Source organism: Microbulbifer sp. SH-1 (assembly GCF_011326135.1).
Taxonomy (GTDB): domain Bacteria; phylum Pseudomonadota; class Gammaproteobacteria; order Pseudomonadales; family Cellvibrionaceae; genus Microbulbifer; species Microbulbifer harenosus.
On record NZ_CP046948.1, the window covers coordinates 3,694,105 to 3,720,897 of the forward strand.

A 26,793-nucleotide genomic window follows, 5' to 3' on the forward strand; every position below is an offset into this window, starting at 1 on the left:
CCAGGTGATTGTCGGGCGGAGTTGGCCCCGGCGCGATCAGCCGCGGCACCAGGCGGTGGGGTCTTGGGGTTTGCCGTTGCGGCGGATTTCAAAATACAGGCCGGGCTGGCTCATGCCGCCGGTATTGCCGACGCGTGCGATGGTATCGCCGCGCTCCACCCACTCGCCGATGGCGCGGGTGAGGGACTGGTTGTGGCCGTACAGGCTCATGTAGCCGTCGCCGTGATCGAGGATGATCAGCATGCCGTGGCCGCGCAGGTAATCGGAAAATACCACTCTGCCGCGGTGGATGGCGTTGACCGCGTTGCCCTCATTGGCGCGGATGGTGACGCCGGTCCAGGTGATGCCGTTGGCGCGGCGCTGGCCATAGGCATTGGCGCGACGACCGGCAACCGGCCACTGCATGCGGCCGCGCTGCTTGGCGAAGGGGGTCTGGTCGCTGGGGTTGATCAGGCTGGCGATGGCGCGGCCCACCTCGTCGACAAGCCTCTGCAGGCGGCCGCGGTCGCTGTGCAGCTGGTTCAGTTCGCCGCTTTTGCTGGCGAGCTGCGAAGCCAGTTTGTCGAGGGTGCGCTGGCGGTTTTTCTGCGCGCTGGCCAGCGCCCGGTGTTTCTCCTCCAGCTGGCTGCGTTCGCGCGCGAGGGTGTCCTGTTCGCGCTGGATGCCCGAGCTAACGGTGGAGAGTTGATCGAGGGTGCTGACGTAATCGTCGATGACGCGGCTGCGTTGCTTGAGGAAGTAGTCGTGGTAGCGGAGTTGGCGGGCGATGTGCTGAGGATCTTGTTGATTGAGGAGCAGTTTTATCTGCTCCTGGCGACCGAGTCGGTAAGCGGCGGCGACTTCCTGCTCGACCCGCCGCTGCATACTTCGGCGGGAATCCTCGAGCTGCTGCTCTTCCTTCTTGAGTTCCTGCAGTTTGTCGCCGCGGCTCTTCATGTCCGCCTTGATCTTGTCGATACGTTGCAGCAGTTCCGAGATGTCCTTCTCGTTGGATTCCAGGTCTTTGAGCAGCTGGTCGCGCTCGCTTTTCACCTGGTTCAGCTCCCGCTGTAGCGTTTCGATGCGCTGTTTGATTTCCGCGAGCCGCGCCTGCTGCGCCTCGTCATCCGCCTGTGCGAAACAGGCGGGAACCAGGACCAGAGACAGCAGGGCTGCGATGACAAAGGCAGAAAATTTCATAGCGTCGGCTGCGGTTTCGTTTTGTTGCGTTCTTTCTATTGAACAACTTAGTTGAGTTTGACCAGCGGCTCGCCGCTCATTTCCACCGGCTGCGGCAGGCCCATCAGCGCCAGCATGGTGGGCGCGACATCCGCGAGGCTGCCGCCATCGCGCATGGTCACACTGCGCTCGCCAATGTACACGAAGGGCACCGGCAGGGTGGAATGCTGGGTGCTGACCTGGCCGGAACCGGCGTCGAACATCTCTTCCACATTGCCGTGGTCGGCGGTGATCAGCACTTCGCCGCCGGCAGCCAGTGCGGCCTTGGTGACGCGGTCCACGCATACGTCCAGTGCTTCGACGGCTTTTACCGCAGCCTCGAACACGCCGGTGTGGCCCACCATGTCGCCGTTGGCGTAGTTGCAGATGATCGCGTCGAACTTGCCGCTCTCAATTGCGGCTACCAGCTTGTCGGTGACCTCCGGTGCGCTCATCTCCGGCTGCAGGTCGTAGGTGGCCACGTCCGGTGATTTGATCAGGATGCGCTCTTCGCCATTGTAGGGCTCTTCGCGACCGCCGCTGAAGAAGAAGGTCACATGTGCGTACTTTTCTGTCTCGGCAATGCGCAATTGGGTCTTGCCCTGGTTCTGCAGGTACTCGCCGAGGGTGTTGGTGAGGCTCTCCGGCGGGAAGGCGCAGGCCGCGTCGATGTCGCTGGCGTATTCGGTGGTCATCACGAAGTCCGCCAGCTTGGGGGTGGCGGCGCGCTCAAAGCCATCGAAATTCGCGTCGGTAAAGGCGCGGGTGAGCTGGCGCGCGCGGTCCGGGCGGAAGTTCATGAAGATCAGCGCGTCGCCGTCCTGCATGGGGGCCGGCGCGCCGATCAGAGTCGGCGCCACGAATTCGTCGTTCTCGTCGCGGGCGTAAGCGGCGGCCAGGCCGGCCAGCGCATCGTCCGCCTGGTATTTTGCTTTGCCCTGGGTGATCAGGTCATACACCGGTTGCACGCGGTCCCAGCGGTTGTCGCGGTCCATGGCAAAGTAGCGGCCGCTGAGGCTCGCGATGCGCGCGGTACCGAGGGCGTCGCACACCTGGGTGAGACGCGCCAGCGGGGTTTCCGCGCTGCGCGGCGCGGTGTCGCGGCCGTCGGTAAAGGCGTGGATATACACCGCCTTGGCGCCGCGCTGGGCGGCGAGAGTGGCCATGGCGACGATGTGGTCGTCGTGGCTGTGCACGCCGCCGTCCGACAGCAGGCCCATGATGTGCACCGCGCGGTCGTTGGCCACGGCCTTGTCCACCGCGGCGGTGTAGGCCGGATTGGTAAAGAAGTCGCCGTCTTTGATCGCCTTGTTGATGCGGGTGAAGTTCTGGTACACCACGCGGCCGGCGCCGAGGGTCATATGGCCCACTTCGGAGTTGCCCATCTGGCCTTCCGGCAGGCCCACCGCCATACCGGAGGTGTGGATCAGGGTTTTCGGGCGGGTGGCCCAGATCTGGTCCCACACCGGGGAGTTCGCCGCGGCAATGGCGTTGTGTTCGGCGTGTTCGCTATAGCCGAAACCGTCCAGAATCAGCAATACCAGGGGGCGTTTGGACGAAGACTCGGTTGCCATGGGATCAGACTTCCTGTGTTGGGTGTTGTAGGTCGGTGCTGCGGAATACGTGGATGGTGGATCGTTCGGCGTCACTGCCAGAAGACGGAACTCTTGCACGAGTTGTACCGCAGGTGGCGGATTTTAACCTGTTTGCACCGTCGGGGTCAGTATTTGCGCAGCGATCGGGGCAATAATCGGGGCAATAAACGCGAGACAACGCGGGTAAAAGGCTGATTAAGAAATGGCCATTTCCGTGTATACTCCGCCCCCTTCGAGCCGTCGGCGTTAATGTTTTACAATGCCCGGCGCAAACGTGACCGACCGAGCAGTCGGTGGTCGCAATCAGAACAACAAACCAGAGATTTTGGGGGCGGAGTTGGATTTTTTCGTCTTTATCAGCGAGCAGTGGCTGCTGGTGAGCCTGTTGGTGGCGCTGATCTACGCGCTGGCCATTTCCGAGCGGATCAGGGCGGGCAAACCGGCGTCGGCCCACGAGGCCACCCTGCTGATCAACAGGGATGGCGCCAAGGTCATCGACCTGCGCGATCGCGCCGAATTCACCGCCGGGCACATTGTGGACGCGATCCACATCCCCCATGGTGAGGTCGAGAAACGCATGGGCGAATTGGCACCTTATAAAGAGAAGACCCTGATCCTGGCCGACAAGATGGGCCAGCACGCGGGCCCGGTAGGTCGCCAGCTGAAAAAAGCCGGCTACACCGTGCGCCGCCTGGAGGGCGGTATGTCCGAGTGGACCAACCAGAAACTGCCGCTGGTGAAAGGCTGATCGGCCTGAGCCCGCCGAATTGCAACGCAAAGAGGTTATCCGGTCGTGAAAGACGTCATTATTTACACCACCCGCTACTGCCCCTTTTGCATCCGTGCCAAGTACCTGCTGGACAACAAAAACGTCTCCTACACGGAGATCTCCGTGGATGGAAAACCGGAGCTGCGCGCGGAGATGACCGCCAAGGCTGGGCGACACACCGTGCCGCAGATCTGGGTCGGCGGCCACCACGTGGGTGGCTGTGACGAGCTGATGGCCATTGAGCGCAGCGGCGAGCTGGACAGACTATTGGCGTAACGCGCCATTCCAGTCGGTAAATTCATACCCTACGCCTTGAAAGGGTATTTCGAGGCCCCCATAAGTAAGGCTCTTACAGGGAGTCTTCTTTCAGGGAAGGCAGTCAAAAACTAATTCGATAACAGGCTTTAACATGGCTGAAGAACTCAACGGCGCCGCGGCGAGCACCGAAGCGCAACAAGTCCAATTCGCAATGCAGCGCATCTACCTGAAAGACCTCTCTTTCGAAACCCCGATGGGCGCCGAGGTTTTCAAAAAGCAGTGGAAACCGCAGGTAAACCAGGAACTGAACACCAAAACCGCCAAGATCGACGAAGATCTTTACGAAGTGGCCCTGACCCTGACCATCACCGTAAAAATCGAAGACGACACCGCGTTCCTGGTGGAAGTGCAGCAGGCCGGCCTGTTCGGCATCAAAGGCCTCGAAGGTGCGCAGCTGGCCCAGGCCCTGAACACCGCCTGCCCGACCATCCTGTTCCCCTATGCCCGCGAAGTCGTGGACAACGTTGTGACCAAGGGCTCCTTCCCCGCCCTGATGCTGCCGCCGATCAACTTCGACGCCCTGTTCGCCGCTGCCATGCAGCAGGCCCAGCAACAGGCCGCCGCGCAGAGCGCAGAGAAAACCGACGCTTAAGTCGCGTTTTTCCAGAGAAAGGCTCCTTCGGGGGCCTTTTTTGTTTCGGTGGCCCCATAGTCAAGGGCGAAGGTGCTGATGCCAGGTGCGCGTCCGCCACAGGCCGATCTACGGAGTACAATTTCCATGAACTGGGACCTGCCCCAACCCTATATCCAGAAAGTCCGCGTGGAACCGGAGCACGTCGACGGCCTGCACCACGCCAATAACGCCGAATACGTGCGCTGGTGCGAGCGCGCCGCCTGGTCCCACAGTGTAGAACTGGGCCTGGATGTCACCAATTACCAGTCGCTGGACCGGGGAATGGCCATCCGCCAGGCGGAGTACGACTATATACTGGCCGCCAGAGAGGACGACGAACTGCTGATCGGCACCTGGCTCACCATGGTGGACGGCCGACTCAACATGACCCGGAAATTCCAGGTATTTCGCGCCGGCGACCAAGCCCTGATCCTGCGCGCCACCTGGCAGATGGTGTGTATCGAACTCTCCAGCGGCAAACCCAAGCGCATGCCGCAGACCTTCAAAGACATCTACTGCCCTGCGGTGGTGGCAGAGCTGTAATCGCCGCAAAATCGGAAAACGCCAACGGAGCGCCCGCATGAGCGAAGAGATCACCCTCACCAAAAACACCGGCGCCCTCAAGGGCAAAACCATCTTCATCACCGGCGCCAGCCGCGGTATCGGCCGCGCCATCGCGCTGAAGTGCGCGGCCGACGGCGCCCATATCGCCATCGCCGCCAAATCCGCCGAACCGCACCCCAAGCTCCCCGGCACCATCTTCAGCGTCGCCGAAGAGATCGAAGCCGCCGGCGGCAAGGCGCTGCCGATGCAGGTGGATGTGCGCGAGGAAGACCAGGTAGCGGAGGCGCTGAAAAAGACTGCCGATACCTTCGGCGGCATCGACGCGGTGATCAACAATGCCGGCGCCATCAACCTCACCAACGTCGAGAACACCCCGCCCAAGCGCTACGACCTGATGCTGGATATCAACGCCCGCGCCGTGTACCTCACCGCGCACCTGGCGATTCCCTACCTGAAACAGGCGGAGCGCGGGCATATCCTCAGCCTGTCGCCGCCGCTCAACCTCGAACCGCGCTGGCTGGGACCTTTCGCCCCCTATGCGCTGTCGAAGTTTGGCATGACCATCCTGAGCCTGGGGCTCGCGGAGGAGCTGCGGGAAACCAACATCAGCGTTGCCACCCTGTGGCCGCGCACTCTGGTGGCGACCGCCGCAATTGAATTCGCGGTGGGGAACCGCGAGATGTTTGAGCAGAGCCGCAAGCCCATGGTGATGGCGGACGCGGCCTATGAAGTGCTGATCACCCGGAACCAGGGGCTCAACGGTGCGCAGCTTATCGACGAGGAACTGCTGCATGAACGGGGGGTGGAAGATTTCACCCAATATGCGCACAATCCCGCCAAGGCCGGCCAGTTGGCAGTGGATCTGTTTCTCGATCCCTGAGCGACTGCCGGCGCGAGAGGTACGGGGGAGAATGTGGACAAGACCGATCTGGATGAATTTCGCGGCGCCATGGGCGCGCTCGGCGACGTAAAGCCGCTGGCGCCTGCGCAGCAGGAGCGCGCCCTCAGAAAAGACACCTCCGACCGCGTAAACCAGCGCGCCCGCCGCGAGGCCGCTACCGCGCAGACCCAGCGCGAACTGAACCCGCTCGGCGGCGAATTCGTCGAGCCGGTAGAACCCCACGACCCCATCGAATTCAAACGCGACGGTGTGCAGAACGGCGTCTACCGCAACCTGCGCCTCGGCAAATACACTGTCGATGCGCGCCTCGACCTGCATCACCACACCGTCGACATGGCCCGCAGCGCGCTGTACCAGTTTGTGCGCGATTGTATGGAAGCGGATGTGCGCTGCGCGCTGGTGACCCATGGCAAAGGCGAGGGCCGCAAGACCCCGGCAATGCTGAAAAGCTGCGTCAATGCCTGGCTGCCGCAACTGCAGGAAGTGCTTGCTTTTCACAGTGCACAGAAGCAGCACGGCGGTCTGGGTGCCACCTATATTCTGCTGCGCAAGAGCGAGCGCAAGCGCCAGCAAAACCTGGAACAGCACCAGCGGCGCAAGCGGCCCTGAGGTATTCAACAGGTAGTTTGTAAAAAAATTACCGGGAAACAAGAAAATTTCCTGTTTCGTAATCTGATTGTCACGTCTGACAACTACTCTGTACCCACAACGAAATTTTGCTTGTCCGGCTGTTTCATCGCTCAGCCGCTTAAGTTTTCGTTGTTCTTCTCTCTTTGCATCGCACCAATTTTATTGGTGATTTTATGCTTCCGAGTTTGGAAGTGCCTCCAGTTGGAGGACTGGTATCGAGATCCGCACTTGCGGGTGGAGATCCTTCTTGAATGATTCAGGCGGCCCCAGTGGCCGCCTTTTTTATGGGGTCGCTGCCAAAGAATTCGGTGTCAGGGGGCTACTTGATCACCCGCCTGCTTAAACTCCAGACGGGTGCCGTCGCTGCCTTCGAGAATCAGCATGTCGCCCTGGGTGTGAGCGCGGGAGATGCGGGGCATGGCCAGCAGGAAGTCTTTTTCCAGCGCATCGCTGTCGCGGCGCCCCGCCATGCGGGAGATTTTTGGCGGCTTCAACCAGCGTACACTGCCGCTGTCCGCCAGCTCAAATTTGCCGAGGTACGGGTTGGCGCCGGCGCTGCCGCGCACAAAACCGAGCTTGTCACAGGTGAAGTAGGGGCGGTCCCGCCACATTTTTTGCCAGAACATGCGCGGCTTGTGCTCCCGTCCGTCCACCGTGAGGCTGTCCAGAATCCACTGGTGTTCGCAGATGCTGCGGCCGCCGGTTTCAGCCATCGCCGCTGGCTGGCTGCTGTGGTTGCCGCAACCGCTGAACGCCAGGGCAGCGACCAACAGTGAAAGCAGGCCCAACACAGGGCGGGGAAAGCGCGTTGGGGAAAGCGGGGACTGAAGCAGGGGAAGCATGATTCCATCCGGTGGCCGTTTGCGCCATTTAACACGAAATGGCCGCCGGCGTCTGTGACCCCATCGGTCTGATGTGTGGCCGGTCAAGTCACTGGCGCGGCGTGCGCGGCGGCATCACAGCCCCGCTTTGATGTACTCGAGATAGATGTTGCCGGAGGCATCCCGCAGGATCAGCCGGCCGCCTCCCCCTTTCACAAACGCCTGACTGGTGCCGGACAGTGCCCGCAGATACTGGTTTTCCTGCTCCATCAGTTGCGGCGGCCCGGCCATCTTGGTGGAGGCAAAACTGGCGGAATCCCACAGCAGGCCCCCATTGGCAGTGATCTGCAGGGTGCCGCGGTAGGTATTGAGGCCGCTTTTGCCCATGGCCTCGCCGCCGGCGTTACACAGAAAAGTGAACTCCCGCGGCTGGTCGACAGGCACGGCCTGGCCGTTGATGCGCAACAGGCGCAGCTCCCACTTGTGGCCGCACACGCTGTTCATGGAACCCGGCGTCTGGCTCGGCCCCGAATCCTTGCCGCCCATATTCATACAGCCCGCGATAACAATCGCGAGGCCGAGAAACCACACCGGAACCGCTTTGCTCATTCTCTTCCCCTTTCCCTGGTTTTGGCCGTTCCCTGGCAGATAGATCAAGCTTAGTCAGTCCGCCAGCGGGCGAGAGGATTTTGGCGACTAAGGGGGAATGAGCGCTCGCACGGACAGGGGCTGGTTCCAGCCTGATATCGGCGCCGAGTGGATTAGTCCGGTTGGCGCACGCAGCGCACCACCACCTTGGCATCCAGCTCCTGCTCGAAGCAGCGAAAGCGGGTGCCGTTGACATTCAGTGAGCGCGGGGCGTCTCGTCTGCCACTGCGGGGGCGGCGGTCGGAAGATCTCACTGAAAACTGTGCGGAATCCATATGGGGGGGAACGGCGCTGCTGAAAGCGCGGTTTGCATGACTTTCCATAGGCGCGGTTGTGGTGCAACCGGCAACAACTCCTGTCGCTATCGCCACAGCCAGCAGAATACGACTCAATTTCTGCACGCTGGTACCTCGATGGCTGGTAAGAGAAGCGGCGTCACTGCCGCCCTCTCATTTCAGGTTAGAAGAGGCTTCCGCCAAAGTGAGGAAATTGATGCCAATTTGTTTAAGTCCGCGCCGGACTGGGGATTGCTGCGACAGGGAAGTTTGAAGACGGAGAGGAGAGCAAAAAAGGGGCCCAGTGGGCCCCGCAATGATAGTGCAATGAGATGACGTCAAAGACGAGAGACTAGAAGTTGTAACTACCGGTGAGGGCGATGGTGCGCGGAGCACCGTAGAAGGCTGTATTGAAGGCGCCGCCGAAAGCGTAGCCCGCCACTCGATACTCTTCGTCCGTCAGGTTTTTACCCACCAGGCTTAAGTTCCATTTGCTGTCCGGGCTGTAGTATGTCGCGGTCATATCCACGAGGGTGTACGCCTCCTGGTCAAGAGCGCTGGGTGTTTCAAAGATCTGGGTATCTGCTCGATAGGATACCGTCGGCAGGAATACCAGTTCTGCACCACTGTTCATTGGCACCGAGTAGTTCAACTGGAACATCGCCGTGGTATCGGGCGTGTTCTGCATGTCGCGGTCATCCGACACGTCGACGCCGCCGGAGATGAACTCCAGAAACTCGGTATCGGCGAGACCCAGTGACATATTTGCCAGCAGGTTGTCGGTCAGCGCCAGCGTGGCCTCAAGCTCCAGCCCCTGGATGCGCGCCTCACCGGCATTGAGTACCGCACCGGAGAAACCGCCGCCGGGAGTGAATTGCTGAACGGTGATCTGCATGTCCTTGTAATCCGCGCGGAACGCGGCGGCATTCAGGCGCAGCCGGTTGTTGAACAGATCGGACTTCACGCCGAATTCATAGGTATCCACCGTTTCCGGGTCGAAGCCATCAACGGTGGAGGGCAGCACACTGGCATCGCCGCGCATGTCAAAACCGCCGCTTTTAAAGCCGGCGCTGTACTTGGCGTAGACCATGTTGTTGTCGTCAATCTGGTAGTCCAGGCCCAGGTGAGGAGTGAATTCGCCCCAGCTGTCGCTGTTTTCGTAGTCGGTCAATGCTCCGAGGAATACTGCGGCGGGTTGGCCGGGATTGTACTTGCCAGCAAATAGCGGGCTGTAAACACCGGCAAAGTTGCCCTTGAAGACAGACGCATCCTTGTCATCTTTGGTGTAGCGGCCGCCGACGCTCAGGTTCCAGTCCTGTGCGAACTGCCAGTTGTAGTGGGCATAGGCGGAAAGGCTGGTGGTATCGACAGAGCCCGCCACCTGTTGTGTCAGATTGATGTAGCCAAGAACCGCGTCGAATGCGCCGGCGGCCTTACCCGTGTAGTAGTACAGGCCGCTGACCAGGTCCGCATTGTCGCCCTCCCAGATTAGCTGGAATTCCTGTGTGGTCTGGTCGTCTTCATAGTAGGCGGGCACATCAAAATCCGGGCGGTTGACACTGTCGAAATCAATCGCGGTTTCGGTTTCCCCGCTGCGGTAGGCGGTAATGGATTTGATGGTGACGCTGTCAGACATTTCCCATTCTGCGGTCAGCGACATGCCGCTGGTTTCCACGCGGTTTTCGGAAGGCATGTTGGATTCGGTATCGTAAATGCTGTCCAGTACCGGTTCCTCCCCCAGGCCCGGAGCTAGGCGGTGGCCATGGCGGGGTGCAGATTCATCAACCGTCTTGTCTCCGGCCAGGCGTACCCAGACGGTGTCCGAGGGATTCCACTCCAGCGCGATCCGACCGCTGAAAATGTCCTTGTTGTACTGTTCCGCTCCAGTAATGACATTTTCACCGTAGCCGTCGCGCTGGAAGCTGGCGATCGCGCCACCGATATTCACGGTATCGGATACAGCGGTAGAGGCGGCAATTTTAAGGTCGCGCTGATTATAGGAACCAAGGGCACCGCCCACGTTGATTTCGGTATCGCCGGTCATCTTTTTGGTGACGTATTTGACTGCCCCACCAATGGTGTTCTTGCCATACAGGGTGCCCTGGGGACCGCGCAGGATTTCCACGCGCTCCACGTCGAGGATGTCCAGGACGGCGCCCTGCGGACGTGCGATGTAGACGTCATCCACGTAGATGCCGACGCCCGGCTCAAAGCCCCACAGGGGGTCCTGTTGGCCGATGCCGCGGATAAAGGCGGTCAGGGTGGTGTTGGTACCGCGGCTCACTTGCAGGGTGGTATTTGGGGATAACTTTTGGACGTCGGTCAGATCGGTGACACCGTTTTGCATCAACTGATCCGCGTTGATGGCGGTGACCGCCACCGGTACTTCCTGCAGCGACTGCTCGCGTTTCTGCGCGGTTACGGTGACTTCTTCCAGCTGTGGGTCTGCGTAGGCGAGGGTCGCGCCGCAGGCGAGCATGATGCCCACGGCGAGGGGATTGAACTTGATTGTTTTGCGCATGGCTCTCTCCGATCACCAGATTATGGTTATTTTGTAGTTTCGGATCTGCACTCTATCGGTTGGCCGAGGCCTTGCCTGCTAGACCAAGGTATGACGCATGCGAGCCTCTGTAAGCAGGACAAAAAATACCCGATGGGTTAGGCTTCCAATCATAAACAGAATAATGAAAGAGGCGCCAATTGTTCAGCCTTACCCTGCTTGCCACTGTGGGCCTGAGCTATCTGCTGCTGCTGTTCGCCATCGCCTTTTGGGGTGACCGGCTGCCGGCGGCGCGACTCCGCCCGGTGAAACCCCTGCTGCTGGCGCTCGCCGGTACCTATACCAGTGCCTGGATGTTCTTCGGCGTGCCCGCCCAGGCGGTGAGCGAGGGCTGGCTGGTGCCGCCCACCTTTGTCGGCGCCTGCCTGATGCTGATCTTCGGCGCGCCCCTGTTGATGCGCTTTGTGCGCCTGTCCAAACAGCAGGGCTCCACCTCCATCGCGGACTTTATCAGCGCCCAGTACGGCGGTTCCCAGTGGTTGGCGGCGGCGGTGGCACTGCTGGCGGTGGTCGCCATCGTGCCCTATCTGTCGCTGCAGCTGCGCGCGGTGGCAGACAGTTTCCTGCTGTTGGCCCGCAGCGCCGAGTACCGCGAGCTGAGCGCCTCGGTGGTGACCGCCGTGGTGGGGGCGACCCTCGGATTGTTTGCGCTGTTGTTCGGCACCCGTCATATCGACAGCAGCGTGCACCGCAACGGCATGTTGCTGGCGGTGGCGTTCGAGGCGCTGGTGAAGATCGGCGCGCTGGTGGCAGTGGCCTGGTTTGTGGTGCACTCCGCGTTCGACGGCACCGCGGAACTGGCGCGCAGCGCGCTGGCAAGCCCGCGGGTGGGGGCCATGGCCGAGGCGCGCCCGGCGGATACCGGTTACTTCGCGGTGGTGGTACTGGGGATGGCAGCGATCTTCTGCCTGCCGCGGCAGTTCCACATCCTGATGATCGAAAGCGACGGTGAGCGCGATATCGGCCCGGTGCGCAAACTCATTCCGCTGTATCTGGCACTGGTGTCGGCGGCGGTTCTCGCTGTTGGCTACGGCGGGCTTTTGTGGCTCTCCGACAACTACAGTAATGCCGAGCGCTTTGTGCTCGGCATACCCCTGGAGAGCGGCACTCCCTGGCTCGCGCTGTTGGCGTTTATCGGCGGTCTCTCCGCCGGTTCCAGCATGGTGATCATTGCCACCATCGCGCTGTCCACCATGATCGCCAACACCATGGTGGTGCCCTGGTGGCTGAAGCGGCTGCAGCAGCGCCCCGCGGGTGTGGCGCTCGGCAGCGACCTGCGCCGGGTGCGGCGGGTCATCATCGGACTGCTGATGCTGGCGGCATTTGGCGTGAGCGAGCTGATTGGCTCTGGCGTCAGCCTGGGTACCTTTGGCCTGCTGTCGCTGGCACTGGTGGCGCAGCTGGCGCCGGCGATGGTCGCGGCGGTGACCTGGCCCGCGCGCTGGCCGCGGCTGCGCGCCGCCGGCGTGATGGCGGGGCTGCTGCTGGGTGCACTGGTGTGGGCGCTGTCCGCACTGCCTGTCGCCCTCGGGCAGGAGGACCTGATCGCCACCGCACTGGGGCTCAAGTGGAATGCACTGACCACCAGCTGCGTGTTCGGCCTCGGCCTCAACGGTGTCGCGCTGGTGGCCGTGTCGCTGCTGTTCGCCCGCTGGCAGCCCGGCGGCGCCGCGCTGCCGTCGGCGCCGGTGGACAAGACGCGCCTGCGCCAGCTGTTGGCGCGCTTTGTGGGCGCGGATGCGGCGGAGCGCGCGCTCATCGAAAATACCGAGGGCAAATCCGCAGCGGCGGACTACCGCGAAACCGTGGAGAAAATTCTCGCCGGTATCGTCGGCAGCACCAGCGCCCAGCGCCTGGTGCGCCAGTTGAGTGAGCCGGAAATAGCCGCGCAGCAGCTGGACCAGGCCTCCGACATCTATCAGTTTGGCCGCGGCCTGCTGCAGAGCAGCATCGACAATATCGACCAGGGCATCTCAGTGGTGGATGCCAACCTCAACCTGGTGGCCTGGAACCGCCGCTACCTGGAGCTGTTCCACTATCCCGAAGAAATGATCTACGTGGGCCGGCCGGTGGCGGAACTGGTGCACTACAACGCGAGCCGCGGTGAGTGCGGCCCCGGTGAAGTGGAAGAGCATGTGCAAAAGCGGGTGGAGCACCTGCGCAACGGCACCGCCTACCGGGTGCAGCGCAACCGCACCGATGGCACGGTATTGGAAATTCGCGGCAACCCGCTGCCGGGCGGCGGTTTTGTTACCACCTATACCGACGTGTCTGACTACCAGCGCGCGCTCGCCGAGCTTACCGAGATTCGCAATTCCCTCGAGCAGAAAGTGGCGCACCGCACCGCCGAGCTGGAAGCGGTGAATGACGAGCTGCAGGACCTGAACCGCGAACTGCAGGCGGCGAGCGCCGGCAAGACCCGCTTCCTGGCCGCCGCCAGCCACGACCTGGTGCAGCCGCTGAACGCCAGCCGCCTGTTTATCGACGCCCTCGCGGCGCACCCGCTGGAAGATGGCAGCCGCCAGCTGCTCACCCGCGCCGACCGCGCGCTCGCCTCCGCCGAGCAGTTGATCACCGATATGTTGCAGATCGCGCGTATGGACGCGGGGGATATCCGCCCCAGTTTTACCGCAGTGTCCCTCGACAGCATCCTCGACGACGCCGTGGCCCAGGCGCGCCTTGCCGCCGGCAGTCGCGGCATCCGCCTGCGCTACCGCCGCAGCCACCTGTGGGTACACAGCGACGAGAAAATGCTGCGCAGGGTGATTCAGAACCTGTTGGACAACGCGGTCAAATACACCACCCGCGGCGGCGTGCTGGTGGCGGCGCGCAGGCGCGGTGCGGATATTTCCCTGGAAGTGTGGGACACCGGCGAGGGCATCGCCCGCGCGCAGCAGCAGGCTATCTTCCGCGAGTTCTGCCGGCTGACACCACAAACTGCCCCGCAGGATTCCCCCAATACCGCCCGCCAGCACGGTTACGGCCTCGGTCTCGCCACCGTGGAGCGCCTGTGCCGCTTGCTCAGCAGCCCCATCAGTCTGTCATCGGTGCCGGGCCGCGGCAGCGTATTCCGGGTGCGCCTGGCGCGGGCCAGCGCCCGGATGGAATTCCGCCCGCCGATTGCCGCGGTTTCCGGCCGCGGTGCAAAGCTGGACCTGCGGGTGCTGTGTGTCGATAACGAACCCTCGATTCTTGAGGCCATGGCGGCACTCCTCGGCGGCTGGGGCTGCAGCGTGCACTGCGCGCGTACCCGCACTGAGGCACTGGCGGCGACGGAGCCGGATCTGCTGTTGATGGACTTCCACCTCGACGACGGCGACAACGGCATTGACCTGGCGGCAGAGCTGCTGTCCCACTGGGGCGGCGAAGGTGGTTGTAACGTGCCCTGCGTGATCATCTCCGCGGAAAACACCAACACCGTAAAGTCCCGCGCCCACAACGCCGGCTGGCAGTTCCTGCAAAAACCCCTGCGCCCGGCGGCGCTGCGCGCGCTGTTACAGCAGCGGCAGAAAACCCGCCGCGAACCCCGTGCGACCAAGGTCGTATAGCGATGGGGGGGTGCGGAGACGCACTCTTGTGCGAATTTATTTTTGGAATGGGTTCGCCTGCAAGCAGGCTCCTACGGGCGCGTTGTAGGAGCCTGCTTGCAGGCGAACCAGCGTGAATACATTCAAAGCAAAGGCGGTATAACAATGAAAAAAATCCTGCTCGAAATCCTGATGTTCAGCGCCTACGCGCTGTTCGCCGCGAGCTGGGTGTCCGGGGCCATCCTCACCCCGGCGATCCAGGCGTCCTTCGGAGAAGAGGGCTTCGCCAATGCCACCTGGGGCAGTAATGTCATCACGATTGCCAAGATCGTCGGCAATCTCGCCGCCGCGGCGCTGCTGATGCGCCTCGGCGCCAAGCGCGCCTTTTCTATTGCCATTGTGTTGATTGCTGCCGGCGGTTTCGGCGCGCTCGCCGACAGCTATGGCGGCTGGCTGCTGTCACGCCTGGCGCTCGGCCTCGGCGGTGCACTGGCCATCGTATATTTCGCACCGGTGGTGCTGCACTACTTTGCAGCCGACGAGCGCCCGCTGATCAACGGCATCAACGCCGCTGCCTTCAATACCGGCAACCTGCTCGCGCTGCTCACCACCTCCGCGCTGCTAGCCTGGCTCGGCAGCTGGCAGTCGGTCGTCGTACTTTACGGGGTGATGGTGCTGGCACTGGGGGTGCTGTGGTGGCTCACCGCGGAAAACTTTCCGCTGTCTGGCGGCAGTGGCGCGCCGCAGGAAAGCTACGGTTTTAAGCAGGGCGTAAAAGAGAGCTTCAACTGGTGGCTGCCGCTGGCCTACTGCGGCGTATTGTTTTGCTACATCGCGGTGTTTGCGCTGTTCCCGCTCATCGACGGTTTTGCGGTGGCGAGCCACCACCTCTCCGCGGTGATGATCGCCGCCGGCATGGTGGGCACCGTGGCCGGCATTATCGTCACCAAGCGCTACGCGCTGCGCCTGCCGGTGCTACGCTTCGGTGGTCTGGCGCTGGTGGTGTTTGCCGCACTTATGGTCACCAGTCGCGATCCCATCGTCGCCTACAGCGCCGCCGCGCTCGCGGGCTTCTGCATGTTCCTGCCGATGACCGCGCTGGTGACTTTGCCGCAGGAACTTCCCGGCATGACCCCGGCAAAAATCACCGTCACCTTTGCGATGTTCTGGTCCATTTCCTACGGAGTGGAAACTGCGCTGATGTACGGTGCCGGTGTACTCGCGGATATCACCGGTGAACCGGCGAGTGCGGCCTATTTTGCCGTGGCCTGTTCCGCTTCGCTGTTCGTGTTTTCTTTCCTGCTGCCAGAGAGCGGCAAAAAAGCCACCGTGGAGAATCTGGAGGTCGACAATGCGGCAGCTTGAGCCGAAGCTTGAGGAGTGGTTGGCGGCGGTCAACACCCAGATTGCACAACTGAAAGCCGCAGGTTTTGAAGCTACGCCGGTCAACGCGCGCGAAAGCCTCGCCAACCTCACGCGCACGTTCGTCGAGCCCGGCCCCGACATGGCGGTGGCGGACACGCTGGTTACCGGTGGGGAGTATGCGGTGCCGGTGCGGGTTTATCAGCCTGTAGATGCTATCGATGGTGCCGCGATCATTTACTGCCACGGCGGCGGCCATATGGCCGGCAGTGTTTCCGTCTACGATCCCATATGCCGCCGCGTGGCTGCGGCCTGCCAGCGCCCGGTTATTTCCGTGGAATACCGCCTGGCCCCGGAAAACCCCTATCCCGCAGCGCTCAACGATCTGATCAGTGTGGTGCGCCACCTCGGTACGGCACTCGACCGCAAGGGCGTTGCCCACAACGGCCGCTGGATTCTGATGGGCGATTCCGGCGGCGGCGCACTCTGCGCGTCCGCCTCCCGACTGCTGCAACACCAGCCGCACAATATCGACGCCCAGGTACTGATTTACCCGAGCCTGGACTACACCATGCAGACGCCGTCTATTGAGGAAAACGGGCGGGGTTATCTGCTGGAAAAAGAGAAAATTCTCTGGTACTTCCAGAATTATTTTCAGCACGCGGAAAATCCATACCAGGCGTCACCGCTGCACGGCGAGTTTACGCGGAACATGCCGGCTGCGCTGGTGGTTACTGCGGAGTTCTGTCCGCTGCGGGATGAGGGAGTGGAATATGTACGCAAGGTGCGCGAAGGTGGCGCCAATGCCGAGCACCTGCACTTTGGCGATATGATCCATGCGTTTTTGAATATTGAGAGTCTGGTGCCGGAGGCGTGTGGGCGGGTTTATCGCCACGTTGCTGAGTATTTGCGGGGCGTTTAGCTTTGTGGTTTTTCGGAGCTCTGTTTATATTTCTGTGGCGGCAGGCTACCGGGTGCGGGTTTTCAGGACCGCTGTAAACCCATCCCTGGGCGCTGCGGCGCAAACATCCTGTTTGCGACGCTCCTGAAAACCCGCACCCGGTATCCTGCCTTAATTGAAAGCGATTTACTCCGTAAGCGGGTAGAAAAATATCGAGCTAACGGAGTACAAAAATTTGAATTGAAGGCTAAGTGCCGACGCAGCGTACAGGGATGTATTGAAGGGGGGCGCCTAGCCCGGTTTTGAAAACAGATACCCGGTGCTTTGCCGCCACCGGGTTCCAAGCAAAGCTCGAAACGCTACGAAGTGCAAACCAAGAATCAAAGCTGAATCAGCGCCTGAGCCTCACGAATCAACTGCTTGCGATCCCGCAGCTCAAGCTTGCGCAAAATCGCCGTAACGTGGCTTTTCACCGTGGGCTCGGTGATATCGAGATCAAACGCAATCTGCTTGTTCAACATCCCCTGCGCAATCATCTGGAAAATTTTCAACTGCTGCGGGGTAAGCTGACTCAGTTTTTCGGCCAGCTGCGATTCCGTCTCCGCCTGCAACGCCTCCTCACTGAACCACTGATCCCCCGCAAGCACACACTCAATACACTGCAGGATTTCATCCGGCCGCGCCGTCTTGGAAAGAAAACCACTCGCCCCAAGCCCCGCCGCCTGCTGGATCACCGCATGCTTGTCACTACCGGACACCACCACCACCGGCACCGCCGGAAAATCATTGCGAATCCGCGCCAGTCCACTGAAACCCTCACTGCCCGGCATATTCAGATCCAGCAGCAACAGGTCGATTTCATTCTGGGAAAGGCGCTGCAGGGTCGAATCCAGATCCTCACTCTGCAACAGGTCCGAATTCGGGAAATGACTGGAAAGCGTCGTCGCCAACGCATCGCGATACAGCGGGTGATCGTCAGCAATCAACAATTGATAATTCACGGCAGCACCCTGAAGAAGGAAAGGAGCGGGTGCAAAAGATACTACTGCGCGCTCCATCCACCGTCCACCGGCAGAGCCGCACCGGTAATGGTGCTGGCGAAGTTGCCACACAGATACAGCGCCAGTTCACCGATGGCATCGGGACTTGTCGCCTTCGCCATCGGCTGCTTCGCGCCGACCAGTTCCGCGCGCGCGGCTTCTATATCCACCTGCTGCTCGCGCGCAATGGCCTCGATCTGGGGTTGGATCAGTGGTGTCTCCACCCAGCCAGGGCAAATGGCATTAGCGGTGATATTGCGGTCCGCATTTTCCAGCGCCAGCACTTTGGTGAGCCCTACCAGTCCGTGCTTGGCTGCACAGTAGGCAGCCTTGTGTTCCGAGGCCACCAGACCGTGTACGGAAGCGATATTGATGATGCGCCCCCAACCGGCGTTGCGCATGGCGGGGAGCAGGTCGCGGGCGAGAAAAAAACCGGCGCTTAGGTTTATGGCGAGGATCTGGTGCCACTTTTCTGCGGGAAATTCGTGGGCCGGCGCGGTGAACTGGATGCCGGCGTTGTTGATGAGCACCGAGGGATTGCCAATGGCCTCGCGGGTATCCGACACCAACTGGGCGCAGCCGGCTTCGCTGGAAATGTCGGCGCTACTGAAGCCGGTGCGGCCGGAGTATTCCGAGAATTCAGCCAGCAGTGCCTGTTCGGCAGCCGCATCGGCGAGTCCATGCAGCATCACCTGGTGACCGGCGCGGGCAAAGCAGTGGGCTATGGCGAGACCTATTCCGCTGGTGGAACCGGTAATGAGAACGGTGTGTGGCTGACTGGGCTGCACGGCAAACTCCCGCATGCTTATTCATTCTTTGCAGAAATCCTAGCAGTGGCGGGAGCTGCGGGTCTGTATGACCAAGGTATGAAGTGGGCCTCACACCGAGGTCAGTTTGCAGGAATCAGCGGCGACGATGCACGGTGCCATGGGAGCGGCCGTGGTAGCTCGGTCTCGCCGGGCGATTATAGCCGGGGCGATTGTAGTGCCGTCCAGGGCGGTTGTAGTGGTACCCCGGACGGTTGTAGTACCCGGGACGGTTATAGTAGTGGCGGCCGTGATAGCGATAGTAACCGCCGCGGTAATAGCGCGGGTAGTAACCATAGCGGTAGTAGCGCGGCGATGTGTAATAGAAGGAGACATTGCCTGCGGGATAGACGTAGGGGCGCGAGTAGGGATAGGTGGAGTATCCCACGCTGCCGGAGCTGTAGTAGCCATCGGACACACAGGCTCCCAGAGTGAGCGAGCCAAACACGGTTGCGGCCAACAGGCCTTTTTTGACGAGTCTGTTCATGCGAGACCTCCGCGGACAGAAAGCCGATGCAGTACGGCGCTCGCCGTTACACCGGTGTTTGAATTGCATTGAAAAGAGCGGTTCAGCGTGGCGGGTTGACGCGTGATGAGCGTACATCCATACGGTAATCGCTACCGTGTATGTAGTAGGTGGGGTGCCGCACATTGTGGCAGCGACCATTTTCGTGGCAGTGGTAATAACGGCCCTGAATGCTGTAATAGCCCGGGCGTTTGTCCGGATTGATGGCCGTTGTGGTGCCAGTCATGTCGTCCATGCTGGTGCAAGCGGATAGCGTCAACAGTATCGCAGCCCCCAGAGTACCTGCTAATCCTGCGAGTGAACGCGTCATGAAAACCTCCACGCCGAGTGGCGGGTGCGCCTTTTCAACTTTCTTAAATTTTCGATCCGATCACTCGCCGGAAACGGCGGGCAACAAACCGAAACCCAAGTGGAAGTTATTTAAGCGTCGCGAAACGGCGATCACGAAGATTTTCGCTGAATATCAACAACTAAAATGAAATAAAAAGCGACTGGGTTAGGCTGAAATCAACTGATGTAACTGGTTGTCCAGCAACTGCTGCAATTTCGGATTGAGTCCCGTGACCTCCGCGCCCCAGCTGGTGGTGTGGCATTGGATGCGATTTTCCAGCGACTCGTCGGCAATTAACTGCGGGTGCAGAGTCAGGCCGCGGGGCTGGCTCAGCAGTTGCTCGCCGTTGAGGTCGAATTCGTCCGGTTTTGTCGGCAGTACCGCCAGTGCCAGCTGCAGTCCGGTGGCGCGGCTGGATTGTTGCAGGCCGCGCAGCAGCAGGCCTGCACAGATTGCGCGGAAGGCGGCGTCGTCGCCGGCGAAGCCGAGTCCCACGGCGGGACCGGCGCTGGGGAGCGGGCGGGCATCGTAGATACGGGTGAGAAGTTGCAGGCGCTGTTCCAGCTCGGCCTGCAGATTGTCCAGTGCGCTGCGCGACAGCTGGTTGCCGAGCTGAGCCCAGTTCAGCGGGCGCAGGTACAGGCCGGCGGTCACTTCCGGTGGCGGTTTGGGTTGGGCCTTGGGCACCAGCAGTGGTTTGCGTTTCGGCTGCGCCGACTGCAGCTGGGTGACCACCAGAGCGCACGTGGCGCTGAACGGCAGGGCGAAGATCAGGCACAGTAGCAGGCTGGCCCAGGGGTAACCTGCGCTGGCGCCGGGCTGAATGTTGAGCGCCACACTGCCGGCCAGGCTGTCATGCAGCACCACCGGCTCGGTAATCACCTCACCGCGGTCCCGTTCGCCGGCCTGAGCCAGCGGGCTTGAGTCCACATCCTGGATGGTTACTCCGCGCACCGCGGGCAGTGCGAGGGCCTGCTGGGCCAGCAGCTGCAGGCTGATCCGGTCGCCGGCGACGATCTGCTCCAGGCTCTGGCTCGCCAGCAGCTTGGCCATGGCGGCGGCGCTGGCGCGGTCGCGTTGAGTCGTGGCGGCTTTCTGCTGGCCCCAGGCGTGACCGAGGGTGGCTAAAGCGAAGCCAGCCAGCGTCAGCCAGATGGCGGCGGCCAGCAGCTGGCGCTGTTGGTTGCGACTCAGACCCCTGAGCCACTGGGGCAGGCTGGTGGACAGTTCAGACAGGCTGGCGAGGAGCTTTTTCATCTTGTTATCGACCGCGGGCAGTTCAGGGAACGGATTTTAACGCATTCTTAACCGGCTTCTTCAGCGAAAAAAGGCGCCGGGCTATAATACGCGGCCAAGTCGCCGGCTATCGCCGGCCCGCCTACCGAGAATCCAGCAAGAGTCCGCCATGGAAGCAACCGCTCACTCCGACCTCTTTTCCTCACTGGCCAGTCTGTGTCAGCAGAATTTTTCCCTGCCGGTTGAGGGTGGCGCTCCGACGGACGTGACCGCCCCATGGTGCCTGACGCTGCTGGCGATGGAGATTGAAGGCGCGCAGCTGGAAAAACTGGCGGAATTCCTGCGCGAGTGCCGCTGGCAGCCGGTTGCCACGGATATTCTCGCCGCGCGCGACGGCTGCTGTGTGGTGCGTTTACAGCTCGACGGCGACCTCGTGTTCAGCGACGCGCGTCTGGCGCTGCTGGAGTTGGGCCAGGAGTTGGGGCTGGAACTGGTACTGCAGGCGGGCCACACCCAACGCGCGCCGAAACTCGCCTGCTTCGATATGGATTCCACCCTGATTCAGGCGGAGGTTATCGATGAGCTCGCCAAAATCGCCGGCGTTGGCGACCAGGTGGCGGAGATTACCCTGTCTGCCATGCGCGGCGAGCTGGATTTCCAGCAGAGTTTCCGCAAGCGCATGAGTCTCCTGAAAGGCTTCACCGAGGCCAGCCTCGCTGAAATTGCCCCGCGCATCCCGCTGATGCCCGGTGCCCAGCGTCTGCTTCTGGCCCTGCGTGCGCTGGGCTGTAAAACCGCCATACTCTCCGGCGGTTTCACCTATTTCGCCCACTATCTGCGGGACAACCACCTCGCGGTGGATTTCGTGCACGCCAATCAGCTGGAATTCAACGGCGGCGCGCTTACCGGCGGTGTGATCGACCCGATTGTGGACGGCGCACGCAAGGCGCTGCTGTTGCAGGAAATTGCTTCGGAGCTGGATCTGTCACTGGATCAGGTGATCGCAGTGGGAGACGGTGCCAACGATCTGCCGATGCTGGCGTTGGGGGCGCTGGGTATTGCGTTCCACGCCAAGCCCAAGGTGCGCGCCGAAGCGCCACAGGCGATCGATGGCTTTGGTCTGGATGCGGCACTGTACCTGTTTGGTCTGAACGACCGTCAGATCAGCGCGCTGCTAGGCGAGTCTGCCGAATAACTTCAGGAATAACTTCAGTAAGGGTGGGCAAGTGCGAGTAGTGGCGTGATATCGCTGCCGATGCTGGCGAAGGGAATAGTCGGCTTGCGCCCCCGGTCGCCGTCCCCGTAGCAGACCTGCCGATCACAGGCCATGGCGGCCATTGCCATGAATATTACCAGTGCCGTTGCGATGAGCTTGCGCATGGGGTTCCCTGTGTGCGAGTTGCTGTGTCTTCCGGGTTGATGCCAGTTAGACGACCAGTGGGGGTAAATAGTTGCGGTCGGCGCAAGAGATTAAGAGAAATACGCGGCATTGGATAGCCGCATGAGGAAACAGGCGCCACTCCTTGCTGAGCGCTCGCGGATTGATCAGTTGGAAACTGGTGTAGCGACTGGCGTGTGACGCCTGCAGCTGGTGTTCGTTCCCGATACCAGCTGCAGGCTGCGCTTTGAAGCAGATGGCTTCGCAGCGCTGGGTTGAATCAATCCCCGTAAATTACTTTACTGTTTACCTTCACCGTCAGCGGGTGGTAGCCCGGTTTGGCTTTCTCGAAAATGCGCTTGGCTTCGTCTTCCATGCCATTTTCCATCATGGCGCGGTACAGCGGACGCACGAACTTGTTGCGGCCGATGCCCACCAGGAATTCTTCCAGGCGCGCATTGGCGGGCGCGTAGTTGTTGCGCACTGCGATCATCAGCCAGCTGAACGCCACTTCATTGTTTTTCGACTGGGTGAGTTTGAAGGTGCTGTCCAGTTCCTTCAGCTGTTCGTCACTCAGTTTTTCCGGCATGCCGTCGAGGAAGTATTTCCACTGGTGGAAGGTCCAGCCTTTGGTATCGATGTCGCTCGCCTTGATCTTGCCGTCCAGCCACTGCTGGCGCACGGGGTCGATTTTGCTGAACGCATCCGACTGCGGGTGCGGGGCGCCCTCGGGAATGCCCGGCTCAAATACCCACTGGTTGATGCGCTCGCGGCTGAGTTTATCCGGGTACTGCTTCAGCAGGGTTTCATCCAGGTACTTGAGGAAGTCTTCCGTGGTGATGCTCTGGAAGGCGAAGTTGTTGAAATAGTCCATCAGGAATTTGTCGAAATTCTCGCGGCCGACTTTCTGCTCCAGTTCGTACAGGAACAGCGAACCCTTCTCGTAGGGAATATTCGAGAAGACTTCATCCGGATCGCGGCCGCGCATGTCGATGGCCATGATCTCGTCCTTGTCCGGGCGATCGTTCAGGTCCGCCTGCAGGTCGTCGTAGCCCAGCGCCATCTCCATGTTGTAGCGCTCGTCGCCATATACGAACTGCATGATGCGGTTGGTGAGATAGGTGGTGAAGCCCTCGTTCAGCCACAGGTCGCGCCAGCTGGCGTTGGTGACCAGGTTGCCGGACCAGGAGTGGGCCAGTTCGTGGGCGATCAGGGCCACCAGGCTTTTGTCGCCGGCGATTACGGTGGGGGTGATGAACGACAGGCGCGGGTTTTCCATGCCGCCGAAGGGGAAGCTCGGGGGCAGGATCAGCAGGTCGTAGCGATCCCAGCGGTAGGGGCCGTAGTTTTCTTCGGTGACTTCGAGCATGTCCTCGGTGTCTTCGAATTCCTTGGCCGAGGCGTCGAGCAGTTCCGGCTCGGCGTAGACGCCGGTGCGCTCGCCCATGGGTTTGAACTCGAGGTTGCCGATGCCGAGTGCGATCAGGTAGGACGGGATCGGCTGCGGCATGTCGAATTCATACACGCCGTCTTTTTCCGTTTCAGGATCGTTGTTGGCGCTCATCACCGCCAGCAGTTCTTTCGGGGTGCGGATGGTGGCCTTGTAGGTCATGCGCACCTGGGGGGAATCCTGCAGCGGGATGAAGCTGCGCGCGTGGATGGCCTGGGCCTGGGTGAACAGGAAGGGGTGTTTTTTGCCGGCGGTCTGCTGCGGTTCCAGCCACTGCACGCCGGAGGCGTCCGGGGAGGTCTGGTACTGGATGGCGACGCGGTTGGCGCCTTTGGGCAGTTCGATCTTGAGCGGGGTGCCGAGGTGCGGGTCGGTTTTGCCGAGGCTGAATTTCACGTCTTTGAGGTTGTTGCCTACACCGGCGCGCACGGCTTTGATGTCGAGGTCGCGGGTGTCGAGGATCAGCGACGGGTTTTTCTGGGTGAGGCGCTGGATGTCGAGGATGGCTTCGCCCTTGAGCACTTTGTTGTCGAAGTCGGCGGTGAGGTCGAGGTCGAGGTGTTTGACGCGGTAGTCGTCGGTGTTGGCGAAGGAGTGGTAGTCGACGCCGGATTTGGGCTCGGCGTCAGCGGTTTTCTCCGCGGGGGCGGCGTCTTTTTGTGGCTGATCGGCGGTGGCGGCCGGCGGTTCTTCAATCTGCTTCTGCTGTGCAGGGTCTTCGGATTTGCTGCAGGCGGTGAGGGTAGTGAGGCTGCAGGCGAGCAGGCCGGCGCCGATCAGGCGGCCGAGGCTTGGGGTAAACAATTGGGGAAGCATTCGGGGCTCCATGATTGTTGTATTGGAAAAATTGGAATTGGGTAAATTCGTCGCGGCACAGAATACCCAATTGAGGGGGCGACGTGGAAATCCGGATTCAGCTTTGCTGTTTAAAGTAGACCCAAATCGGGTGAAACGGCGGGCTGTTAAAGTGTGGTGGCGGAGCAGCTACCGTGCACCCATTCGCGAGACACGCCGTGAACCCATCCCTGGGGGCTCTTCTAAAACATCCCTGTTTTAGACTAAGCAGAGTAACTGCTTAGGACGCCGCAGGCGCCCGAAGGGTGAGGGCCCGAGGCCCGAATCAACGTCTCGCGAATGGGTGCACGGTATCTGCTCCTTCGCATCCAGTTCAGTGGATCTGAACGATCAATCCAGACTGAAATCAAAATCCATCTCATCCCCCGGCGGCTGCACATAGTAGCCCTGGATGTAGTCGGTGCCGGTCTGCCACAGGGTGGGCAGCATGCTGGCCTGTTCGACGTGGGGGACGATGACCTGGGTGTTGATTTCCTTGAGCTGGCCGACGAGTTTGACCAGCGCGTCTGCGCCCTCGCCTTCGTCCTGTACTTCGCGCACGAAGGAGGCGTCGATTTTGGCGATGTCGACGTTGACGTGTTCCAGCGCTTTGAATGGGCTCAAGCCGGTGCCGAAGTGACACACGGCGACGCGGCAGCCCATGTCCTGGACTTGTTTGGCGAAGTCGCGGGCGGCGTGCAGGTTGCTGTTGATGTCTTCGGCGCGCATCTGGAAGGTGACGGTTTTGGGGGGCACTTTGGCGGCCTTGAAGGCGACGCCGAGCCACGCAGGGAGACTGGGGTCTTTGAGGGAGGCGGCGGTGAGGTGCAGCAGCAGGGATACGTCCTGACCTTTGGCGATCTGCGCGGCGGCGGCTTTGACGGCGGCGAGGATTACCCAGCGGTCCATTTTGGTGGAGAGGCCGGCGTCGCCGAGGGCTTCCAAAAAGGCGATGGGGGCGAGTTCGTCCTTGCCGTCCACCAGGCGTACCAGTACTTCGTAGATTTTCTCGCCGCTGCCCTGCAGGCTGAGAATCGGCTGGAACAGCAGTTTCAGGTTGCCGGCTTCCAGCGCCTGGACCACGCGGGCGCGGTGGTAGGTGTCGGTGTCGCCCTGGGTGTCGCTGTCGGGTTCGAACAGGGCGAAGGTGTTGCCGTCGCCTTTGCCTACGGCCTGGCTGTGGGCTTTGGTGGCCTGTTCCAGCACCTTGTCGGCGTTGCCGGAGGTTTCGCTCAACAGGGAGATGCCGGTGGAGGCGGTGATGTGCAGGGTTTTGCCGGCGGCTTCGAAGATGGTGTCGGCGACTTTCTGCAGCAGTTCTTTCGCGCGCGATTCGGCGCTGTCCGGGGTGGTTTCCGGCATCAGCAGGCAGTAGCTCTGTTCGCCGTAGCGGGCGATGATGTCGCCGCGGCGCACGCCGGCCTGCAGCAGTTCGGCGAATTTCATGTGCAGGTGGTCGGCACCGGCGACGCCGACGATCTGCTGCACGGATTCCTCGAAGCGGTCGATTTCGATATACATCAGGCCGCCGGTGCGCTGGGAGCCGGCGGCAGACTGGATGGCGTTGTCGAGCAGCTGTACGAAGCGCTGGCGGTTGTACAAGCCGGTGGCGGCATCGCGGAATTTGGCTTCGTTCAGCTGGGCTTCCAGCTCCTCGGTGTTGCCGCTGCTGGCGGCGATGCGCACCTGCAGGCAGCGCTCTTCTTCGTACACGGTGGAGAGCACTTCGGCGCGGGTGGGCAGCGGCGCGCCGTTGACGGTGCGCGCGGTGAATTGCCACTCCTGGGCTTCCACTTCGTTGTTGCTGATGGCGCACTGGCGCAGGAATTCGCGGGCATCCGGCTGCTCACCTTCGGTGAGCATATCGATCAGCGGTTGGTATTCGATGTCGTCGCGGTCTTTGTAGCCGAAGCGCTCGGCGAAGGAGTCGTTGGCGTAGACGATCAGGCCATCGGAGACGTAGGCGATGGCGTCTTTGGAGCTGTCGAGCAGCTCGCGGGTGCGCTTGAGGGTGGCGACGTAGCGGCGCTCGTTGAGGCGCGACTTGCGGCGCTCTTCCAGGGCGATGAGTTCGCGCTGAATGACCAGCAGCAGATGCTGGTCTTCATCCACGGTGACTACGTCGCGGGCGCCGATCTTGAGCCCTTCCACGGCGGGTTGCGCCCCTTCGCGCTCGCTCAGCAGGATGACAGGGACGTCTTTCTGCAGCTTGCTGATGGTGCGGATGGCGTTGGCCGCCTCCAGCTGTTTGGTCTGCTCTGTGGCGATCAGCAGGTCCCAGGTGTGTTCCTGCAGGAGTTTGGTCAGGGCCGCCTCACTGGCCACGTGCTGGGCCCGGTTGGGACGGCCGGCGTTCTGTAGCATGCTCACCAGGCGCTGGGCTTCGGCGGGATTGTCGTTGATCAGAAGTAGGCGGATGGTGTTGTCGCTGCTCATTATGTTCCTGTTGTACTGCGTTGCGGCGGTGCTGTCTGGTTATGTAATACCGCTTCCTTGCCGTACCTGGGATCT

Annotated in this window: 24 protein-coding genes; 10 read left to right on the top strand and 14 right to left on the bottom strand. The window is 61.4% G+C overall.

The genetic code is table 11. The features are described 5' to 3' along the window. Positions 1–36 precede the first annotated feature (36 nt). Both GNX18_RS15200 and gpmI read right to left on the bottom strand, forming a co-directional pair. Positions 37–1,179, bottom strand: a complete 1,143-nt coding sequence (locus GNX18_RS15200; protein WP_166219137.1) for a murein hydrolase activator EnvC — start codon at positions 1,177–1,179, stop codon at positions 37–39. 47 nt (positions 1,180–1,226) lie between these two features. Next, the gene (gene gpmI / locus GNX18_RS15205; protein WP_166219139.1) at positions 1,227–2,771 is read right to left on the bottom strand and encodes a 2,3-bisphosphoglycerate-independent phosphoglycerate mutase; all 1,545 of its coding nucleotides are present in this window, start codon (positions 2,769–2,771) and stop codon (positions 1,227–1,229) included. A 358-nt stretch (positions 2,772–3,129) separates the two neighbouring features. Here gpmI and GNX18_RS15210 point away from each other — a divergent pair, with 358 nt between their 5' ends. The 6 genes from GNX18_RS15210 to smrA all read left to right on the top strand — a co-directional run bounded on the left by GNX18_RS15210 (position 3,130) and on the right by smrA (position 6,566). Next, the gene (locus GNX18_RS15210; protein WP_138234564.1) at positions 3,130–3,540 is read left to right on the top strand and encodes a rhodanese-like domain-containing protein; all 411 of its coding nucleotides are present in this window, start codon (positions 3,130–3,132) and stop codon (positions 3,538–3,540) included. 45 nt (positions 3,541–3,585) lie between these two features. Further along, the gene (gene grxC / locus GNX18_RS15215; RefSeq protein ID WP_166219141.1) at positions 3,586–3,837 is read left to right on the top strand and encodes a glutaredoxin 3; all 252 of its coding nucleotides are present in this window, start codon (positions 3,586–3,588) and stop codon (positions 3,835–3,837) included. Between the two features lie 118 nt (positions 3,838–3,955). Continuing rightward, positions 3,956–4,471, top strand: coding sequence for a protein-export chaperone SecB (secB, locus tag GNX18_RS15220; protein ID WP_371808111.1), 516 nt, complete (start codon positions 3,956–3,958; stop codon positions 4,469–4,471). A gap of 126 nt (positions 4,472–4,597) precedes the next feature. Then, positions 4,598–5,035 carry a thioesterase family protein gene (locus GNX18_RS15225; RefSeq protein WP_138234367.1) on the top strand — a complete coding sequence of 146 codons (438 nt, stop codon included), beginning with the start codon at positions 4,598–4,600 and terminating at the stop codon, positions 5,033–5,035. Positions 5,036–5,072: 37 nt separating this feature from the next. After that, positions 5,073–5,936 (top strand): NAD(P)-dependent oxidoreductase, encoded by an 864-nt coding sequence (locus GNX18_RS15230; protein WP_166219143.1) that lies wholly within the window; start codon positions 5,073–5,075, stop codon positions 5,934–5,936. 33 nt (positions 5,937–5,969) lie between these two features. Further along, a complete protein-coding gene (gene smrA, locus GNX18_RS15235; RefSeq protein ID WP_256367335.1) occupies positions 5,970–6,566 on the top strand; it encodes a DNA endonuclease SmrA in 597 nt (198 codons plus the stop codon). 332 nt (positions 6,567–6,898) lie between these two features. Here smrA and GNX18_RS15240 read toward each other — a convergent pair whose 3' ends face one another. The 4 genes from GNX18_RS15240 to GNX18_RS15255 form a co-directional block, all read right to left on the bottom strand. Beyond that, positions 6,899–7,429: an META domain-containing protein gene (locus GNX18_RS15240; RefSeq protein WP_166219145.1), complete on the bottom strand. Its 531-nt coding sequence runs from the start codon at positions 7,427–7,429 to the stop codon at positions 6,899–6,901. A 114-nt stretch (positions 7,430–7,543) separates the two neighbouring features. Beyond that, a complete protein-coding gene (locus GNX18_RS15245) occupies positions 7,544–8,017 on the bottom strand; it encodes an META domain-containing protein (protein WP_138234370.1) in 474 nt (157 codons plus the stop codon). 152 nt (positions 8,018–8,169) lie between these two features. After that, positions 8,170–8,310, bottom strand: coding sequence for a hypothetical protein (locus GNX18_RS15250; RefSeq protein ID WP_166219147.1), 141 nt, complete (start codon positions 8,308–8,310; stop codon positions 8,170–8,172). A 373-nt stretch (positions 8,311–8,683) separates the two neighbouring features. After that, positions 8,684–10,852, bottom strand: coding sequence for a TonB-dependent receptor (locus GNX18_RS15255; RefSeq protein ID WP_166219149.1), 2,169 nt, complete (start codon positions 10,850–10,852; stop codon positions 8,684–8,686). Positions 10,853–11,031: 179 nt separating this feature from the next. On the opposite strand from GNX18_RS15255, the gene GNX18_RS15260 reads away from it, so the two are divergent. From GNX18_RS15260 to GNX18_RS15270, 3 genes are all read left to right on the top strand, one after another. Further along, positions 11,032–14,439 (top strand): PAS-domain containing protein, encoded by a 3,408-nt coding sequence (locus GNX18_RS15260; RefSeq protein ID WP_166219151.1) that lies wholly within the window; start codon positions 11,032–11,034, stop codon positions 14,437–14,439. Between the two features lie 144 nt (positions 14,440–14,583). Then, entirely contained in the window at positions 14,584–15,783 is a 1,200-nt protein-coding gene (locus tag GNX18_RS15265; RefSeq protein ID WP_166219153.1) for an MFS transporter, read from the top strand. Further along, the gene (locus tag GNX18_RS15270; RefSeq protein WP_166219155.1) at positions 15,770–16,702 is read left to right on the top strand and encodes an alpha/beta hydrolase; all 933 of its coding nucleotides are present in this window, start codon (positions 15,770–15,772) and stop codon (positions 16,700–16,702) included. Before GNX18_RS15265 ends, GNX18_RS15270 begins: the two co-directional genes overlap by 14 nt. Before the next feature lie 359 nt (positions 16,703–17,061). Here the strand turns inward: GNX18_RS15270 and GNX18_RS15275 are convergent, their stop codons facing one another. The 5 genes from GNX18_RS15275 to GNX18_RS15295 all read right to left on the bottom strand — a co-directional run bounded on the left by GNX18_RS15275 (position 17,062) and on the right by GNX18_RS15295 (position 20,641). Next, positions 17,062–17,682: a response regulator transcription factor gene (locus GNX18_RS15275; RefSeq protein WP_205827952.1), complete on the bottom strand. Its 621-nt coding sequence runs from the start codon at positions 17,680–17,682 to the stop codon at positions 17,062–17,064. 41 nt (positions 17,683–17,723) lie between these two features. After that, positions 17,724–18,509, bottom strand: a complete 786-nt coding sequence (locus GNX18_RS15280; RefSeq protein ID WP_240914031.1) for a 3-hydroxybutyrate dehydrogenase — start codon at positions 18,507–18,509, stop codon at positions 17,724–17,726. A gap of 115 nt (positions 18,510–18,624) precedes the next feature. Beyond that, complete coding sequence (locus GNX18_RS15285; protein ID WP_138234377.1) at positions 18,625–19,014, bottom strand: hypothetical protein; 390 nt, start codon at positions 19,012–19,014, stop codon at positions 18,625–18,627. Between the two features lie 82 nt (positions 19,015–19,096). Next, positions 19,097–19,363, bottom strand: a complete 267-nt coding sequence (locus GNX18_RS15290; RefSeq protein ID WP_138234378.1) for a hypothetical protein — start codon at positions 19,361–19,363, stop codon at positions 19,097–19,099. 186 nt (positions 19,364–19,549) lie between these two features. After that, positions 19,550–20,641, bottom strand: a complete 1,092-nt coding sequence (locus GNX18_RS15295; protein WP_166219159.1) for a hypothetical protein — start codon at positions 20,639–20,641, stop codon at positions 19,550–19,552. A 148-nt stretch (positions 20,642–20,789) separates the two neighbouring features. Between GNX18_RS15295 and serB the strand changes: the two genes are divergently transcribed. Then, positions 20,790–21,815 carry a phosphoserine phosphatase SerB gene (serB, locus tag GNX18_RS15300; protein WP_138234380.1) on the top strand — a complete coding sequence of 342 codons (1,026 nt, stop codon included), beginning with the start codon at positions 20,790–20,792 and terminating at the stop codon, positions 21,813–21,815. A gap of 14 nt (positions 21,816–21,829) precedes the next feature. Here the strand turns inward: serB and GNX18_RS15305 are convergent, their stop codons facing one another. From GNX18_RS15305 to GNX18_RS15315, 3 genes are all read right to left on the bottom strand, one after another. After that, complete coding sequence (locus GNX18_RS15305) at positions 21,830–22,000, bottom strand: hypothetical protein (protein WP_166219161.1); 171 nt, start codon at positions 21,998–22,000, stop codon at positions 21,830–21,832. A gap of 278 nt (positions 22,001–22,278) precedes the next feature. Beyond that, positions 22,279–24,264 (bottom strand): M1 family metallopeptidase, encoded by a 1,986-nt coding sequence (locus GNX18_RS15310; protein WP_205827954.1) that lies wholly within the window; start codon positions 24,262–24,264, stop codon positions 22,279–22,281. A gap of 369 nt (positions 24,265–24,633) precedes the next feature. After that, a complete protein-coding gene (locus tag GNX18_RS15315; protein WP_166219163.1) occupies positions 24,634–26,718 on the bottom strand; it encodes an EAL domain-containing protein in 2,085 nt (694 codons plus the stop codon). Positions 26,719–26,793 lie beyond the last annotated feature (75 nt).

Coding starts and splice junctions, on each gene's coding strand:
- GNX18_RS15230 (WP_166219143.1), top strand. CDS start 5,073: ATGAGCGAAGAGATCACCCTCACCAAAAACACCGGCGCCCTCAAGGGC.
- GNX18_RS15295 (WP_166219159.1), bottom strand. CDS start 20,641: ATGAAAAAGCTCCTCGCCAGCCTGTCTGAACTGTCCACCAGCCTGCCC.
- GNX18_RS15255 (WP_166219149.1), bottom strand. CDS start 10,852: ATGCGCAAAACAATCAAGTTCAATCCCCTCGCCGTGGGCATCATGCTC.
- GNX18_RS15310 (WP_205827954.1), bottom strand. CDS start 24,264: ATGCTTCCCCAATTGTTTACCCCAAGCCTCGGCCGCCTGATCGGCGCC.
- GNX18_RS15270 (WP_166219155.1), top strand. CDS start 15,770: ATGCGGCAGCTTGAGCCGAAGCTTGAGGAGTGGTTGGCGGCGGTCAAC.
- GNX18_RS15285 (WP_138234377.1), bottom strand. CDS start 19,014: ATGAACAGACTCGTCAAAAAAGGCCTGTTGGCCGCAACCGTGTTTGGC.
- GNX18_RS15245 (WP_138234370.1), bottom strand. CDS start 8,017: ATGAGCAAAGCGGTTCCGGTGTGGTTTCTCGGCCTCGCGATTGTTATC.
- serB (WP_138234380.1), top strand. CDS start 20,790: ATGGAAGCAACCGCTCACTCCGACCTCTTTTCCTCACTGGCCAGTCTG.
- gpmI (WP_166219139.1), bottom strand. CDS start 2,771: ATGGCAACCGAGTCTTCGTCCAAACGCCCCCTGGTATTGCTGATTCTG.
- GNX18_RS15265 (WP_166219153.1), top strand. CDS start 14,584: ATGAAAAAAATCCTGCTCGAAATCCTGATGTTCAGCGCCTACGCGCTG.
- GNX18_RS15315 (WP_166219163.1), bottom strand. CDS start 26,718: ATGAGCAGCGACAACACCATCCGCCTACTTCTGATCAACGACAATCCC.
- GNX18_RS15240 (WP_166219145.1), bottom strand. CDS start 7,429: ATGCTTCCCCTGCTTCAGTCCCCGCTTTCCCCAACGCGCTTTCCCCGC.
- GNX18_RS15225 (WP_138234367.1), top strand. CDS start 4,598: ATGAACTGGGACCTGCCCCAACCCTATATCCAGAAAGTCCGCGTGGAA.
- GNX18_RS15290 (WP_138234378.1), bottom strand. CDS start 19,363: ATGACGCGTTCACTCGCAGGATTAGCAGGTACTCTGGGGGCTGCGATA.
- GNX18_RS15200 (WP_166219137.1), bottom strand. CDS start 1,179: ATGAAATTTTCTGCCTTTGTCATCGCAGCCCTGCTGTCTCTGGTCCTG.
- GNX18_RS15305 (WP_166219161.1), bottom strand. CDS start 22,000: ATGCGCAAGCTCATCGCAACGGCACTGGTAATATTCATGGCAATGGCC.